General features: G+C 77.0%; 10 protein-coding genes. All 10 read right to left on the bottom strand.

Going from position 1 to position 14,213, the window contains the following annotated elements; all coding sequences use genetic code 11:
• Positions 1–37: 37 nt before the first annotated feature.
• Positions 38–1,837 (bottom strand): hypothetical protein, encoded by a 1,800-nt coding sequence (locus ACFVVL_RS25290; protein WP_387678902.1) that lies wholly within the window; start codon positions 1,835–1,837, stop codon positions 38–40.
• 1,495 nt (positions 1,838–3,332) lie between these two features.
• A complete protein-coding gene (locus ACFVVL_RS25285; protein WP_387678901.1) occupies positions 3,333–7,247 on the bottom strand; it encodes a LysM peptidoglycan-binding domain-containing protein in 3,915 nt (1,304 codons plus the stop codon).
• Positions 7,247–7,723, bottom strand: coding sequence for a hypothetical protein (locus tag ACFVVL_RS25280; RefSeq protein WP_387678898.1), 477 nt, complete (start codon positions 7,721–7,723; stop codon positions 7,247–7,249). The genes ACFVVL_RS25285 and ACFVVL_RS25280 overlap by 1 nt, the downstream gene beginning before the upstream one ends.
• 158 nt (positions 7,724–7,881) lie before the next feature.
• Complete coding sequence (locus ACFVVL_RS25275; RefSeq protein WP_387678895.1) at positions 7,882–8,358, bottom strand: TadE/TadG family type IV pilus assembly protein; 477 nt, start codon at positions 8,356–8,358, stop codon at positions 7,882–7,884.
• Positions 8,359–8,429: 71 nt separating this feature from the next.
• Entirely contained in the window at positions 8,430–8,804 is a 375-nt protein-coding gene (locus tag ACFVVL_RS25270; RefSeq protein WP_380296237.1) for a TadE/TadG family type IV pilus assembly protein, read from the bottom strand.
• Positions 8,805–8,842: 38 nt separating this feature from the next.
• Positions 8,843–9,124: a hypothetical protein gene (locus tag ACFVVL_RS25265; RefSeq protein WP_387678892.1), complete on the bottom strand. Its 282-nt coding sequence runs from the start codon at positions 9,122–9,124 to the stop codon at positions 8,843–8,845.
• A 60-nt stretch (positions 9,125–9,184) separates the two neighbouring features.
• The gene (locus ACFVVL_RS25260; protein ID WP_380296239.1) at positions 9,185–10,063 is read right to left on the bottom strand and encodes a hypothetical protein; all 879 of its coding nucleotides are present in this window, start codon (positions 10,061–10,063) and stop codon (positions 9,185–9,187) included.
• The gene (locus ACFVVL_RS25255) at positions 10,060–11,088 is read right to left on the bottom strand and encodes a type II secretion system F family protein (RefSeq protein WP_387678889.1); all 1,029 of its coding nucleotides are present in this window, start codon (positions 11,086–11,088) and stop codon (positions 10,060–10,062) included. Before ACFVVL_RS25255 ends, ACFVVL_RS25260 begins: the two co-directional genes overlap by 4 nt.
• Positions 11,085–12,728 carry a CpaF family protein gene (locus tag ACFVVL_RS25250; protein ID WP_387678886.1) on the bottom strand — a complete coding sequence of 548 codons (1,644 nt, stop codon included), beginning with the start codon at positions 12,726–12,728 and terminating at the stop codon, positions 11,085–11,087. Before ACFVVL_RS25250 ends, ACFVVL_RS25255 begins: the two co-directional genes overlap by 4 nt.
• Positions 12,718–14,097, bottom strand: coding sequence for a hypothetical protein (locus ACFVVL_RS25245; RefSeq protein WP_387678883.1), 1,380 nt, complete (start codon positions 14,095–14,097; stop codon positions 12,718–12,720). Before ACFVVL_RS25245 ends, ACFVVL_RS25250 begins: the two co-directional genes overlap by 11 nt.
• Between the last annotated feature and the right edge of the window lie 116 nt (positions 14,098–14,213).

Genomic DNA, 14,213 nt, shown 5'->3' with positions numbered 1-14,213 from the left:
CCCCGGGCCGTCGGCCGGGACCGGGCAGCCGGCGGCCCTACGAGGCCGGAGCGGGCTCGGTCTCCTGGCGATCGGCGGCGGCGAGGGCGGCGAGGTGGCGTTCGGCGGCGCGGAGCTTGCGGCCGTCCGGGCCCGGGAGGTGGGCGCGCAGTTCGATGATCTCCGGGGCGATCCGGAGGGCCTCGGCGCGGTCCCGGATCGCCCGCCAGCAGGCCTCGGCGTTGGTCGCCGCGTGCTGGGTCTCCGGGTGCTCGGCGCCCTGGGTGCGGAGCAGCGAGAGGGCGACCTCACGGTAGAGGTCGGCCGCCTCGGCCGTCCGCCCGGCGAGGCGGGAGACGTGGGCGCGGACCTGACGGACCTGCAGCACCGGGGCGGAGACCGGGCCGTGCTCGGCGATCGCCTCCAGTTCGAGCGCGAAGGCGAGGTCGGTGGCGGCCGCGTGGTCGCCCGCGTCGGCGCTGCGGACGATCCGGCCGATCACCTCGCGGTAGTCGGCGCGGGGCTCCGAGTGCGCGGGCTCGGGCGTGGGCTCGGGCGCGGGCGTGGGCTCGGGCGCGGGCTCGGGCTCGGGCGTGGGCTCGGGGGCCGGGGGCTGCCAGGCGCCGGGCTTCACCAGGTCCACGGGGTGCGGCGGGAGCGGCGGGGTGGGCGGCACCCCGGGCTTCAGCAGGCTCACCGGTCCGTCGGGCACCGGCGCGGCCACGGCGGGGGCAGCGGCCGGCTTGTCCAGGGTGACGACCGGCCGGGGCACCGCGTCCTGCGGGGCGGCCTCCCCGGGGACGGCGTCGCGCGGCGGCTCGCCCCACGGCCGGTCGTCCGGCCAGGCGACGTCCTCCGGGGCCCCCGCCGGACGCGGCAGCACGGCGGCCGGGGCGTCGGCGAACGGGCCTTCGCCGCGTCGGGCGGTGTTGCGGAACACCGGGCGGTCCGGCGCGTGCGTGGTGAGCACGATGACGTCCGGGCGGAGCACCGAGTACACCTGCTGGCGCAGGTGCTCCGGGGCGAGCACCGCCTCGGCGCCCGGGCGGCCACCGTGCAGGGCCTCGATCAGCGCGCGGGTGAACGTGCCGATCTGCTCCGGGTCGGGGCTGATCACGGCCCACAGCGGCAGGCCGTCCCCGAGCGGCGAGACGGTGCCCTGGGCACCCTGGAGCAGTGGCCAGGCGTTCTGGTCGGCGCTCAGGTCGGCGATCACCAGGGTCTGCCAGTCCGCCGGGCGGTGCCGCAGTTCGGCGGCGATCGCCTGCCAGGCGAGGCCGTCCTGACGGATGCTGCCGGGCTTGGAGTCCCGCAGGGTGAGGTGGAGTTGGCCGCCGCGCTTGTCCGCGAGGAGGTGGCCGCCGAGGTGCACGAGCAGCGGCCCGGGGTGCCGGGCGGCGGCCCGCAGATGGGCGAGGACGGTGTGCGGGTCGCTGGCGCCGGGCAGGTGGACGGCGTCCACGGCGTCGGCCGCGAGCAGCACCTGCGGGGAGACGGCGGCGAGCATCGCGGACAGCACCGGCGCCTGCGCCGGGCCGCCGCGTCCCCAGGTGCGGCGGCCGGAGGTGCCGTAGCCGCCCTCGACGACCAGGATCCGGCCGCGCGGCCCGCCGCCCAGGCCGCCGAAGCCGGGCAGCCCGTGCGCGGGGGTGGCACCGGGGGCGATGAACGGGGCCGGGCTGGGCATGCCGGTGACGGTCCATCCGGTGGACGGCTCGGGCGGCCCGGGCACCGGCCCGGGGGCGGGCGGTGGCTCGTACAGGGCGGCGGGGCCGGGCGGGGGCTCCTCGTAGGCGTTGCGGGGCCCGGCGTCCGGTACGGGCTCGGGGCCTCCGGGGACCGCCCTCGTCTCCGCCATCTCCAGGTCACCGCCCCGCCCCGCCGCTCAGCGGCGTTCTGCTGCCTCGTACCCCGCGTGGCGCCTCTCACCACACCGTGTGCGCCACCCTACGAGATCCCGCCACACCCGATCCAGGCCGGGTCTGCGTTGCCCCCGGCCGCCACCCCCCACCACAGAAAGTCGGCCCGCCCGACTTCCCACTCCACCCACCCCCGCACACCCCAACACCCTGCAGAAACGGTTCATCACCAGCTGACCCAACTTCCCGCCGGCTTCCCCCCTCCCAACCGGCACACCGCCGGACCGCCGGCGCAGAAAGTCGGCCCGCCCGACTTCCCACTCCAGCCCAGCACCACAGGAGGGGCCCGCGGGAAACCCCCAAGCAACTCACACCCGCCAGGCCGACCGCACACAGAAAGTCGGCCAAGCCGACTTCCCACTCCGGCCACCGATCCACGACTGCTTCCGCCCCACCCATGGCGCAGCCACCACGGCCGGCCAGGCGCGGGAAGACTCACCGGGCAGCCACACGGGGCATGGGCGTAGGAAGTCGGGCGGACCGACTTCCTACGCCACACGGCCAGAACGCCAAGCCGGGCCAACACCAAGCGGAAACGTCTCACCACCCGCCCGGCGAGCGCAGGAAGTCGGAAGGGCCGACTTCTCACTCCAGCCCAGGACCAGACTGCGAACAGGCCCGAATTTCGGCAGAGACGGAACAGGAAGTCGACGAGGCCGACCTCCGACGCCACACAGCCAGAACGCCAAGCCGGCCGACACCAAGCGGAAACGTTTCACCAACCGCCCGGCGAGCGCAGGAAGTCGGAGGGGCCGACTTCCCACTCCAGCCCGGAGCCGGACTGCGGACAGGCCCGGATTCCACACAGACGGAACAGGAAGTCGGGCGGGCCGACTTCCTACGCCACACGGCCAGAACGCCAGGCGGGCCGGCACCAAGACGAAACGTTTCACCACCCGCCCGGCGAGCGCAGGAAGTCGGAGGGGCCGACTTCTCACTCCAGCCCGGGGCCGGGCGGTGAACAGGCCCGGATTTCGCGGAGAAGGAGCAGGAAGTCGGGCGGGCCGACTTCCTACGCCATACGGCCAGGACGCCAGGTGGGCCGGCACCAAGAGGAAACGTTTCACCAACCGCCCGGCGAGCGTGGGAAGTCGGAAGGGCCGACCTCTCACTCCAGCCCGGAACCGGGCGGTGAACAGGCCCGGATTTCGCGGAGACTGAACAGGAAGTCGGGCGGGCCGACTTCCTACGCCATGCGGCCAGGACGCCAGGTGGGCCGGCACCAAGAGGAAACGTTTCACCAACCGCTCGGCGAGCGTGGGAAGTCGGAGGGGCCGACTTCTCACTCCGGCTTGGGCCCGCAGGAAGGGCGGGTGGGCGGCGTTTGGCGGGCTGGGTGGAGCAGGAAGTCGGGTGGGGCGACTTTCTGAGGCAGGACGCCGCCGCCCGGGCGGGGCCCGGGCGGCGGCGATGGGGGTGGAGCGGGAAGTCGGGTCAGGAGCCGGCGAGGAGGTCGCGGAGGAGGGCTACGGTGTCGGCGTCGAGGTCGCGGCCGGTGCGGCGGCTGAGGGCGTCCAGGCGGTTGACGGCGCGCAGGAGCTGGTCGCGGGCGCCGGCGGAGGCGTAGGCGTAGAACAGGTCGCGGTGGAGCAGTTCGACGTCCGGGGCGACGGCGAGGCCGCGGAAGACGGCGGCTTCGGCGCTGCGGTGGTCGCCGTACTGGAGGCGGCGGGCGGCGAGTTCGTGGGCGGTGTCGACGATCGCGGCGATCATGTCCTGCCGCTCGCTCTCGGCCCAGCCGTAGGAGGCGGGCGGGGCCTCGGCGAACGGGGCGCCGCGGACCAGGGCCAGGGCGTGGGCGAGGGCCGCGTCGGCGGTGGCGCTGGTGCTGCGCATGCCGCGCCGGTAGAGGCTGCGGAACTCGTCCCAGTCGCAGGTGACGGCGGGGGCGAAGGTGTAGCCCTCGACCGAGTCGGTGGGCAGGAAGGGCCGGCCGTCCGGCGCGGTGCCCAGCCAGGCGGCCAGGTCGGCGAGCTTGTCGGGCAGCGGGCTGCGGCCGTCGGCGGCGGTGGGGTGCGGGTCGAGGTGGGCCGCGCCGGGGTGCAGGTCGTGGTCCAGGGCGGTGTGGTCGGCGCCGGGGCGCAGGGCCAGGTAGGCGGCGAGTTCGGTGAGCCGGACGACCGCGCCGGGCTCGGCGGTGCCGCCGGTGCCGGCGACGTCGACCGGGCCGAGCAGACGGATCCGGGGGGTGGCCCGGGTGGCGTGCGCCTCCGGGGAGCGGAGGATGGCGAGCAGGTCGTCGCTGTCGCTGCGGCCGGAGGCGGTGCGGGCCACCGGGGCGGTCGCGGCCGGGCCGGGCTCGGGGCGGGCGGGGACGCGCGGGTCGGTGGCCGTGGGTGCCGGGGCCGGATCGTGCGTCGGCACCGGCTCGGGCACTGCTTCGGGCTGCGGCTCCGGCTCCGGCTGCGGGGCCGGGGCCGGCTCGGGCGCGGGGACGAGGGCGGGCGTCGGGTCCGGGACCACCGGGGCGACCGGCTGGACGGGAGCGACGGGAGCGACGGGCTCCGCGGCGCCCGGCAGACCGAGGTTCTGCGTGGTCTCGTCCCCGTCGAAGCTCTCCGGCACCGCCGGAACCGCGCTCGGAACCGCGCTCGGGACCGTACTCGGAACCGCGGCCGGCCCCATGACCGGCACCGGGAACGCGGCCGCCGGGCCGGTCGGCGCGGCGGAGCCGCCGGCCTGGCGGCCGAGCCCGTTGATCAGGTGGCGCGGGGCGGGCAGCGCCGCCGGCCCGGCGCCGGCGAAGGGGCTGGCGCCGGTGCCGATCACCCGGGCCAGCAGGCGCGGCCCGGCCGCCCCCGGGCCGTCGTCGGAGTCCCCGTCCGGGTCGTCCCCGTCGTCCGGCCCGCCGAGCGCGGCGTCCAGCGCGGCGAGCGAGAAGCCCGCCGGGCCGTCCGGGCCCGGGCCGCTCGCGGCCCCGACGGCCGCGAGCACCGGCACCGGCAGGTCGGCCGGCTCCAGTTCCTCGCCGTCCAGGGTCCAGGCGGGGGCGGGGTGCTGGGTGGCGTCGTCGGCGGTCCGCAGCAGCTCGGTCACCTGCTCGTACTGACCGGTGGTCAGGCGCTGGAGCTCCAGGGTGACGTGCAGGCCGGGGATGGTGGCCTGGCCGGTGGCCGGGAGGGTCCAGCGGGCGACCGGGCCGGTGCCGCGCTCGGGCGCCCGGGTGACCACGGCGACGCAGGTGCGCGGACGGGCGTCGAGCAGCCGGCCGAGCTCGGCCGGGACCTCCCCGCCGGGCTGGTGGGCGCAGAGCACGATCTCGGGGACCCACGACTCGTCGGCCAGGCCGCGGCTGCGGGCGTCCCGGGGGCTGGCCGCCTCGGCCGCCACCAGCGTCGCGCGGGCCTTGGCGGTGCGCGGGCCGAGGGCGGCGAGCGCGCTCTCCAGGGTGGTGTGGCGGTGGATCCGCTCGGCGGCCGGGCCGCTGATCGGCACCTCCTCGGCGAGGTCGACCAGGTGCAGGTGGAGGCGGTCGGCGAGCGGGCTGTGGGCGAGTTCGAGGGCGAGGGTGCGCAGCACGTCGCGGGCGTCGTCCGGGTGGCCGGAGAGGTGCAGCAGCCGGACGGTCTCCAGGTCGGCGAGGACCACCGAGCCGTCGGCGGCCGAACCGAGGGTGACCAGCGCCGGGTAGGGGGCGGCGGTCTTGCGGGCCTGGGACGGCGAGAGCAGGCCGTCGGAGTCGGCGGCGCACCACCAGATGTCGGGCGTGTGGGCGGCGCGGAACGGCGCGATGGGGGCGGCGGCCCCGGAGAGGTGGAGCTCGACCGTGCGGCCGGGGGTGATCCGGGCGGCGACGATCGCGGGCAGCCGCTTGCCGCCGCGCACGGTGTTGCGGGCCATGCTGCGCAGGGCGCGGTCGAGCAGGTCGAGCCCGGCGTCGTCCTGGCGGGCCTTCAGCTCGGCCTCGAAGGCGGCGGCGGGGGCGGCCGGCAGGGCGATGCGGTGCCGGGGGCGGCGGGCGCGCAGCTGGCCGCCGCGCTTGCGGGCGACGGCGCCGACCATGATCGCGGCGAGCAGCACGCCGACGGTGGAGGCGGCGAGGGCGACGGTGTAGTCGTCCTCGGGAGCCTGCTCGGCGTGCGCGGCGGGCGCCTGCGCGTCACCGTGCGCGGCGGGCGCGGACGGCTGCGCGGGCGCCGGCGTCTGCGCGGGGGCGGACGGCTGCGCGGGGGCGGGAGCCTCGGCGGCGGGTGCCGGGGGCGCCGGGGTGTTCGGCGCGGGCGCCTGCTCGGGAGCCGGGGCCGGGGCCGGAGCGGGCGCGGGGGCCGGAGCAGGGGCGGCCGCCCCGGGCAGGGTGAGCACCATGCCCGGCGCGACGACGTCCGGATCGGTGAGCCGCTCGCCGTCCGGCGCCTGGGCCCCCTTGTTGGCCTCGAACAGCTGAGGCCAGGCCTCGGCGTCCCCCATCGTCCGCTCGGCGATGGCCGAGAGGCTGTCGCCCTCCTTGACCGTGACGGTGCCGCCGCCCTGGGCCGTACCGGCCTGCGGCGTCGTGGCCGGCGCGGGGGCCGGGGCCTGGGCGGGCGCCTTCGCGTCGTCGGGCTTGGCGTCGCCCGGCATCAGCAGGTTCCAGCCGGGCTGGATCGGCCGGTCCGCGTCGAAGCGGGTGCCCGAATCGTCCATCACCCGGCCGTCGTTCAGCTTGGCGATCTCCACCCACCGTTCGCCGGAGCCCAGTTGGCGCTCGGCGATGGACCAGAGGCTGTCGGCGGGCCGGCTGTCGCGCACCGTGTAGGCGGCCTGCGGTTCGGCGGCGGGCGCGAGGGAGGGCGCGGCCTGCGCGGCCGTCAGTGCGGCACGCTGCGCGCCGGCCGCCACCTGGGCGGTCGCGGCGGTGGCCGACTGGGGGTGCTCGGCGGTGGCGGCGAAGGCGCCGCCGGCCACCGGCAGCAGCGCGATGACGGCTCCGACCAGGCCGGCCGCGGCCCGCTGGCTCCAGCCGAAGGCGGGGATCCGCCGGGCCACCCGGCCGCGCAGCTGCGCAGGGATCTCCAGCAGCACGGAGAGGGCGAAGCAGGCCCAGCCGATCCAGCCGACCACCACCAGCAGCCACAGGAACAGCCGGCCGTCGTCGGGGCTGGTCAGCAGCGCGCCGAGGCCGTCGGGGGCGAGTTCGCCCATGTCGAGCACCGCCCGGGTGCCGTACAGCAGCAGCGCGGGCACGCCGCCGAGCAGGCCGAGCAGGGTGATCAGGGCCGCGAGCGCGGAGAGCACGGCTCCGCCCCGGCCGCCGCCCGCCCGGCGGGGCGGCCTCGGTGCCGGCCGCCGGCCGGACGCGGGGGTGGTGGTGGGCACACCCCGGGCCGGACGCCCGGCACGGGTCTGGTCCTTGACGCGTGGCGCGGCCATCAGTCGGTCTCCGCTTCCTTGACTCCGTGGACCAGGGTGGCGCTCCCCCGGCCCGTGACCTTCCGCTTCGCGAGATCGCCCAGCATGACGGGGCTGAACTCGGCCTCCACCGTGATCCGGACGGTGGCGCCGTCGTCCAGGAACTCCACCGTGCGGGCGCTCAGGCCGTACAGCCTGAGGTAGCTGTTGGCCGCCTCCTCGACGTACGCCCGCTTCACCTTGTAGCCCTGGCCCTGCAGCAGGGCGGCCTCGTCGAGCTGCTGACCGCCCACCCGGGCGGCCTCCTGGGCGTAGCCGTCGACCCGCTCCGCCATCCGCAGCTTGCCGCCGGCGTCGATGACCAGCGCGATGACCAGCACCACGTAGCCCGCGCACATGGCGACGAAGATCGACAGCGCGCCCCGGTCGGTGCGCCCGCCGAAGGGTCCGCCGAGCCGGGCGCGGCGGAACCGCCGCACCGCGCGTCCGCGTGCCATGGCGTTCCCTCCCCACCGGTCCGTCCGCCCTCCCCCGGGCGCCCTCCGCATGCGTCTCCCCCGCCCGACGGCTCCCCAATCCCCGTCCGGCCCGCTCTTCCTCACAACACCGTCACCACCCGCACCATGACCTGACACATCATCATCCCGCATACCGCTCACTGACCGCGGTAGCGGTCGACCACCGAGACGAACCGCCCGGTGAGGGTCTTCGAGAGCGGCAGGTTCGGGCCGCCCACCAGATCGCCCAGGCCGACCTCGCACCGCACCGTCACCTCGACCGTCGCCAACGTCACCCCGTGGCTGACCAGTTCGCCGTGCCGGACGTCCACCTTGCTGCTCCGGCAGTGCACCCCCTGCTGCCGCAGGGCGTGCTCCGCCGCGGCCTTCGCGGCGCCGTCCATCCCGTCGACGCTGCGCGCCAGCGAGGCCGTCCGGGCGGCCGAGCGGGCCGCCGCCTCCACCGTGCCGCCGGCGGTCTGCACCCGGCCCGCCGCGACCGCGACCAGGATCAGCGCCACCACGGCCGGCGCGACGATCGCGGCCTCGATCGCGGCGCTGCCGCCGTCGCGCCCGCGCGTCACCCGGCCGGACGGGCGCACGGCGAACCGGCGCGCCCGTCCGACCGGACGCACGCCCGCCCACCCGGACGCACGCCCGCCCGCACGCCCGGGTACCCGTACGGACCGCGACCACCGCACGACGCTCACGGGGCCACCACCGGCGGAACGAACCGCTCGCGCGGGGCCTCGGCGAACTGGGTGACGGTCGGCGGCGTGATGAACGGCACGATGACCGGCGCCTTCACCTCCACGGTGACCCGGATCAGCACCGGCGAACTGCCGTCGGTGACGACCCGGTGGTCGGTGTCCCCCTGCCGGTCGAGGAAGTCGCCGGCCTGCCGGCGCGCCGCCTCGTTCTTCTGCTCGTCACTCCGGTTCCCCTGCGTCCGGCCCGCGTCCACGCCCTCGCGGGCAGCGCTCAGCGCGAGTTGGCGGTGGTACCACCACATCCCGGTCTGGGCGACGGCCAGGATCAGGATCAGGACGACCGGGAAGACGATGGCCAGGCTCAGGCTCATCGACCCCCGGTCGCCGCGACGGAGGCGAGGACGGCGGGTCACGGGGTGGCCGCACCCCCGCCGGGGTAGGCCGGCTCCTGGTTGACCTTCGTGACGACCTTGTCCTTCAGGCTGACCAGGGCGACCGTCACGAGGCCCGCGATGAACACCAGCGCGATGACGGCGAGCGCGAGTTCGATGCTGATGGCGCCCTTGTCGCCGCGCGCCCGGGCGGCCTTGACCCGGCCCATCCGGAAGTGGAACAGCAGCAGGGCGAACTGGATCGGCAGCAGTGTCGTGGCCGCCAATCGTCCGGCCAGCGACTTGAGCTGAGCATTCATCAGGTGCTCCCAGGAGGTGTGGTGTGGTGACGGAGGCACTGACCTCCGCGACGTGGCGGTTCAGTTGAGCATCTTGTAGAGCGCGGGGAAAATGATCAAGACCGTCATCAGCATGGTCAGCGCGGAGCCCGGCGCGACCATCCGCTCGCTGTCGGCGTTGGCCCGGGCGAGGTCCTCGGCCATCAACTCCCCGCGCAGGCCCTTGGCCCGGGCCCGCAGCGTGTCGTAGACGGCCGCTCCGTCGGTGCCGGAGATCCGCATGATGTCGGCCAGGTCCTGGAGCGGGGTCAGGCCCAGCTCCACGGCCAGCGCGTCCAGCCCGGCCCACGGCGGCAGCCGGTCGGTGGCCGCCCGGTCCAGCGCGTCACGGATCCGGCGGAACACCGCGCCGCGCCCGACCGCCGCGGCCCGGCGCAGCGCCTCGGCCGGGCCGAGGTCGGCGGCCCGCTCCATCGCGACCAGTTCCAGGTAGGCGGCGATGCCGTGCAGGTACTCGACCCGCGCCTCCTTGGCCTCGCCGCGCACGATCCCGTCCGGGACGAACCAGAGCAGCCCGGCCAGCAGCGGCCCGAGCACCAGCGGCAGTGCGAACGGCAGGTCGATGTCGAGCAGCAGCGCCGCGACCACCAGGTACGGCGGCAGCACCAGCCCGAGCAGGGCGAACAGCAGCTTGTGCGCCATGAACCGGGCCGGGGTGCGGCCGATCAGGGCGAGTTCCCGCTCGGGGATGCGCACCCCGCGCAGGGTGACGGAGCGCTCGCCGATCCGGTCGAACCAGCGCGGCCGCTCGTCCGGGTCGGGGGTGCGGTCGGCCGGGGTGCGGTGCAGCCGGTCCAGCGCCTGGCCCAGGTCGGGCGGCGCGGGCCGGAGTTCGGCGATCAGCATGGCGACGCCGCCGGCCGCCACGGCGCCGGCCAGCACGGACCAGGGGGAGATCATCGCACCTCCCCGAGCAGCCGCGCGCCGCCGTCGGCCCCGGCCGCGGAGCCGGGTTCCGGCCCGCCGCCCGCACCGTCCGCGCCCTCCGCGGCGCCCTGCCCGCGCCGGCGCCGCAGCGCCCGGCCGGGACGGCTGCGCCGGTCCATCTCCAGCAGCCGGGGCACCGGCGGGTACGCGGCCAGCGCGCGCATCCAGGCGATCACGCCGACGAACAGCGCGCAGACCACGCCGAGCACGATCTGCCCGAGCACCGTGCCGTACGGGCGGGTGTACTCGGTGTTGAACGAGCCGGCCACCACGACCAGCAGGATGATGCCGACCAGCCAGCGGATGGTGGTGCGGTGCTTGGCCCGGTCGGCCTCGATGGTGCGCCGCTGGCGGACCTCCTCGCGCACCGAATCGGCCATGTCGGACAGCGCCCGGGCCAGGCCGGGCCCGCTGTCCCCGGCCCGCAGCAGCAGGGCGGCGAGCACCTTGTCGGCGGTGGCGTCGGCCATGCTGTCGGCGAACAGCCGCAGCGCCTCCTCCGGCCGCCAGCGGGCCTGCAGCCGGGCGGCCAGCTCGCCGACCTCGGCCTCGATCGGCGCGGGCGCGGTGCGCCGGCTGGTGACGATGGCCTGGTTGAGGCCGACGCCGAGCAGCAGCACGTCGGCGATCCGCTGGGTCCACTCGGACAGTGCCTCCAGCCGCTCGATCCGGTCGGTGTCGGAGCGGGTGGCGTCGAACAGCCAGGGCAGGCCGAACACCGCCAGCGGCACCAGCAGCGCGCTCAGCGGGATGCCGGTGAACAGCCAGCCGAGCGGCGCCCCGATCAGCGCCAGCGGCAGCTGGATCCGGCGCAGCCGGGCGACCCGGTGCGAGGCGGTGCCGGGCGCGCCGTACCAGAACACGTGCAGCCGGGAGGCCAGCGGGTTGGGCTCGGACGCCTCCTGGTCCTCGGCCGGCTCGCTGCCGCGCGCCCAGACCACCAGGACGACCAGGCCCGCCGCGACGGCCAGGCCGCAGAGCACGAAGAGCGGCATCATCGGGCCCCACCGCCGATCCGGAGCTGGAGCGGTGCGGCCCAGCTGCCGTACCGGGAGCCGAGCAGCGCGGCGTCGAAGCCGGCCCGGCGCAGGTCGTCCAGGCACTGCGGCGGGGTGTGCGGGACGGCGCGCGGCTCGCCGAGGTCGGGGCGCGGCCCGAACACGGTGTTCAGCGCGGGCCGGCCGCTCTCGCCGAGGCCGGTGACCTCCAGGACGTGCGAGACGAAGCGGTGCCGGCGGCCGCCGACGGCGGTCTCGTCGACCATCGCCACGTGCACGATGAGGTCGACCGCGTTGGCGGTGAGCCGGTAGGCGAGCGCGTCGGTCATGTGCGAGCCGTACTCCAGGCAGAGTTCCGCGATCCGGTCGACGACCATGTGCGGCCCGCGCGCGTGCAGGGTGCACATCGAGCCGCCCTCGCCGTTGGTCATGACGCGCAGCATCGGGACGACCTCGCCGGAGCGGACCTCGCCGACGATGATCCGCGAGAGGGTCATCCGCAGCGCGGCCGGGATGAGGTCGCCGATGGTCAGTTCGCCCGCCGAACGCCCGTCCACCCGCTCGCCGTTGCCCTCGCGGGCCTCCATCGGGACGACCTGGCGCAGGTGGCCGAGGGTGTGCAGCCAGAGCTCGAACTCCGACTCCAGGGTGCCGATCCGCTCGTCCGGCGGGATCTCGGCGGCCATCGCGCGCAGCAGGCTGGTCTTGCCGACGCCCTGGGTGCCGGTGATCATCACGTTCTTCCGGGCCCGGATGGCCGAGGCCAGGAAGGCGGCGAGGGTGGCGTCCAGAGTGCCGAGCCGGACCATCTCGGGCAGCGTCGCGGAAGCCACCCGGTGCCGGCGGATCGCCACGTAGGGGCGGGGGGTGACCTCGGTGAGCGCCTGGAGGCGCATGCCGCCCTCCAGGCGCAGGGCGAGGGTCGGGCTGGCGGTGGACAGGGTGCGCTCGCCGCCGCCGTGCTGGCGGGCGAGGTCCTGGAGCAGCTCGACGAGTTCGGCGTCGCTGTCGGCGACCGGCGGGACCTGGCGCAGCGGCTGGTGGACCCGGGAGACCCAGACGTCGTCGCAGCCGTTGATCAGGATGTTCTCGATCTCCGGGTCGTCGAGGTAGGGCTGCAGCCGGCCGGCCCGGAACAGCAGGTCGAAGACGGCCTCGGCGAGCGCGCGGTCCTGGTCCCGGGTGGGCGGGATGCCGTGGGTCTGCGCGTAGGCGTCGGACCAGCGGGCGACGGCCTCCTCGATCAGCGCGCGGCCGCGCTGGCGGCGGGTGGCACGGTCCGGCTCGGTGCCGGAGCCCGCGGTCAGCCGGGTGATCTGCTGATGCAGCTCGGCGGCGACCTGGCGCTTGAGCTCGCGCGCGACCTGCGGGTCGACGGCCGGGCGGGTGCCGGCGCCGCGCAGGTCGAGCGAGGGCAGCTGGGAGGGGACGGCGGTGGGCGTGGCGCCGGGCGCGCCGGGCGCCGCCGGGGTGGCGGCGGCCGGGGGCGGGGCCTGCGGCGGGGCCGCGTGCGGCTGCGGCCGCCCGGCCGGGGCGACCCGGCCGGGTGCCACCGGGTGGACCGGACCGGGCAGCGGCGTCGTCCAGGGCAGCGCGGCGGGGTCGGCCGCGGGCTGCTGGTGCAGCGGGCTACCGCGCACGGAGCACCTCCCCGTCGACGGGCTCGTGGTGGGGCCGGGTGCCGGGGTACGGCTGCCCGGGGTGGGACTGTCCGGGGTGGGACTGTCCGGGGAAGGGCTCCCCGGGGTACGGCTGCCCCGCGGGGGGCTGCGCGGGGCCGGCCGGTCCGGGGTACGGCTGGGCGTTCGGGTACGGCTGCGCCTGCTCCGGCGCGCCCGGGTACGAGGGGCCGCCGTGCCCGGGGCCGCCGTGCCCGGGGAACGGCGCGGGGGCGGCCGGCTGCGGCGCCAGCCCGGCGAGCGGTGCCACCGGACCGGTGGTGATCACCGGCGGTACCGGGCCGTACGGCTGCTGCGGGGTCTGCTGCGGCGGGTGGGACTGCGGGGCCTGCGGGGACTGCGGAGCCTGGGGGTACGACGGCGCGGGCGCCGGCTGCGGCGACTCGACGGTCTGCCCGGGCCGGGCCGGACGGGCGTAGTCGTACCCGGCGGCGCCGGCCCGGGACGCGGCCTGGGCGGCCGGGGCCTGCGGGGCGACCGCTCCCGCCGCTCCCGCCGGTGCCGCCGTCCCGGCCGCGAGCTGCGCGGGCTGCGCCTGGGCGGGCGCGAGCCGCTGCCGGCGCCGGCGGACGGTCAGCTGGATCTCGTCCGCCGCCGAACGCGCCGTCCGCATCAGCTCCGAGCGGACGAACCGCCGGTCGGTGACGTCCCCGCCGTCCGAGAGCACCCGGGCGGTGCGCTGCGCGTGCGGCAGCACCCCGAGCACCGGCAGCCCGAACTCGCGGGACACCTCCGCCCCCGAGTACGGCCCCTCGGCGATCAGCAGCAGGCCGAGCGCGTCCGCGCCGGTGCCCGCCGTCGCGAGGTCCTCGGCGAGCGCGGTCAGCCGGGGCCGGACGGCGCTCAGCCCGCGCAGGGTGGTGCGCACCGTGGCGGCCACCACGTCGGCGCGCCGGGCCAGCACCGCGCTGGTGCCGCTCGCGCCGGAGCGGCCGAGGTCGAGTATCACGTCGTAGCCCTGCGGCTCCAGCGCGCGCAGCACCTCCACCAGCGGCTCCCAGGTGTAGGCGAGGCCCGGGGCCTGGACGGGGTCGGTGAGGCCGGGCAGCAGCAGGCGTTCGGCGGTGCCCTCGGGCGAGATGTCGATCAGCTGCTCCCACAAGGCCTGGGCGAGCAGCCCGCGCCGGTCGGCGACGGCGAGGTTGCGCAGGCCGTAGACCGCCTCGACCCGGCCCTCCAGGGCGCCGGCCAGCACGGCGCCGCCGTCCGGGTCGCACTCGACGAGCAGGACGCGGCGGCCGGGCTGCAGCGGCCAGGCCAGCAGCAGCGCCAGCGCCGTCGTGGTCGCGCCGGGTGCCCCCGGAGCGCCGACCACCGCGATGACGGCCATGTCAGTTCCCACCCGCCCCGACCGGGGCACCGGACGCCGCCGGGCGGCCGCCGGCCGGGGTCCCGGCGGGGGCACCGGCGGCACCCGCGGCGGGCGCGCCCGCGGCAGGGGCGGTG

The organism is Kitasatospora sp. NPDC058115 (assembly GCF_042884635.1).
In the GTDB taxonomy this organism is placed as follows: Bacteria; Actinomycetota; Actinomycetes; order Streptomycetales; family Streptomycetaceae; genus Kitasatospora.
Note: the sequence above shows the minus strand (reverse complement) of the source record. Positions and strands in the feature narration are given on the sequence as shown.

Bases quoted from the DNA above. Each gene is read 5' to 3' on its own strand.
- ACFVVL_RS25290 (WP_387678902.1), bottom strand. From the start codon at position 1,837: ATGGCGGAGACGAGGGCGGTCCCCGGAGGCCCCGAGCCCGTACCGGAC.
- ACFVVL_RS25265 (WP_387678892.1), bottom strand. From the start codon at position 9,124: ATGAATGCTCAGCTCAAGTCGCTGGCCGGACGATTGGCGGCCACGACA.
- ACFVVL_RS25285 (WP_387678901.1), bottom strand. From the start codon at position 7,247: ATGGCCGCGCCACGCGTCAAGGACCAGACCCGTGCCGGGCGTCCGGCC.
- ACFVVL_RS25255 (WP_387678889.1), bottom strand. From the start codon at position 11,088: ATGATGCCGCTCTTCGTGCTCTGCGGCCTGGCCGTCGCGGCGGGCCTG.
- ACFVVL_RS25270 (WP_380296237.1), bottom strand. From the start codon at position 8,804: ATGAGCCTGAGCCTGGCCATCGTCTTCCCGGTCGTCCTGATCCTGATC.
- ACFVVL_RS25280 (WP_387678898.1), bottom strand. From the start codon at position 7,723: ATGGCACGCGGACGCGCGGTGCGGCGGTTCCGCCGCGCCCGGCTCGGC.
- ACFVVL_RS25260 (WP_380296239.1), bottom strand. From the start codon at position 10,063: ATGATCTCCCCCTGGTCCGTGCTGGCCGGCGCCGTGGCGGCCGGCGGC.
- ACFVVL_RS25245 (WP_387678883.1), bottom strand. From the start codon at position 14,097: ATGGCCGTCATCGCGGTGGTCGGCGCTCCGGGGGCACCCGGCGCGACC.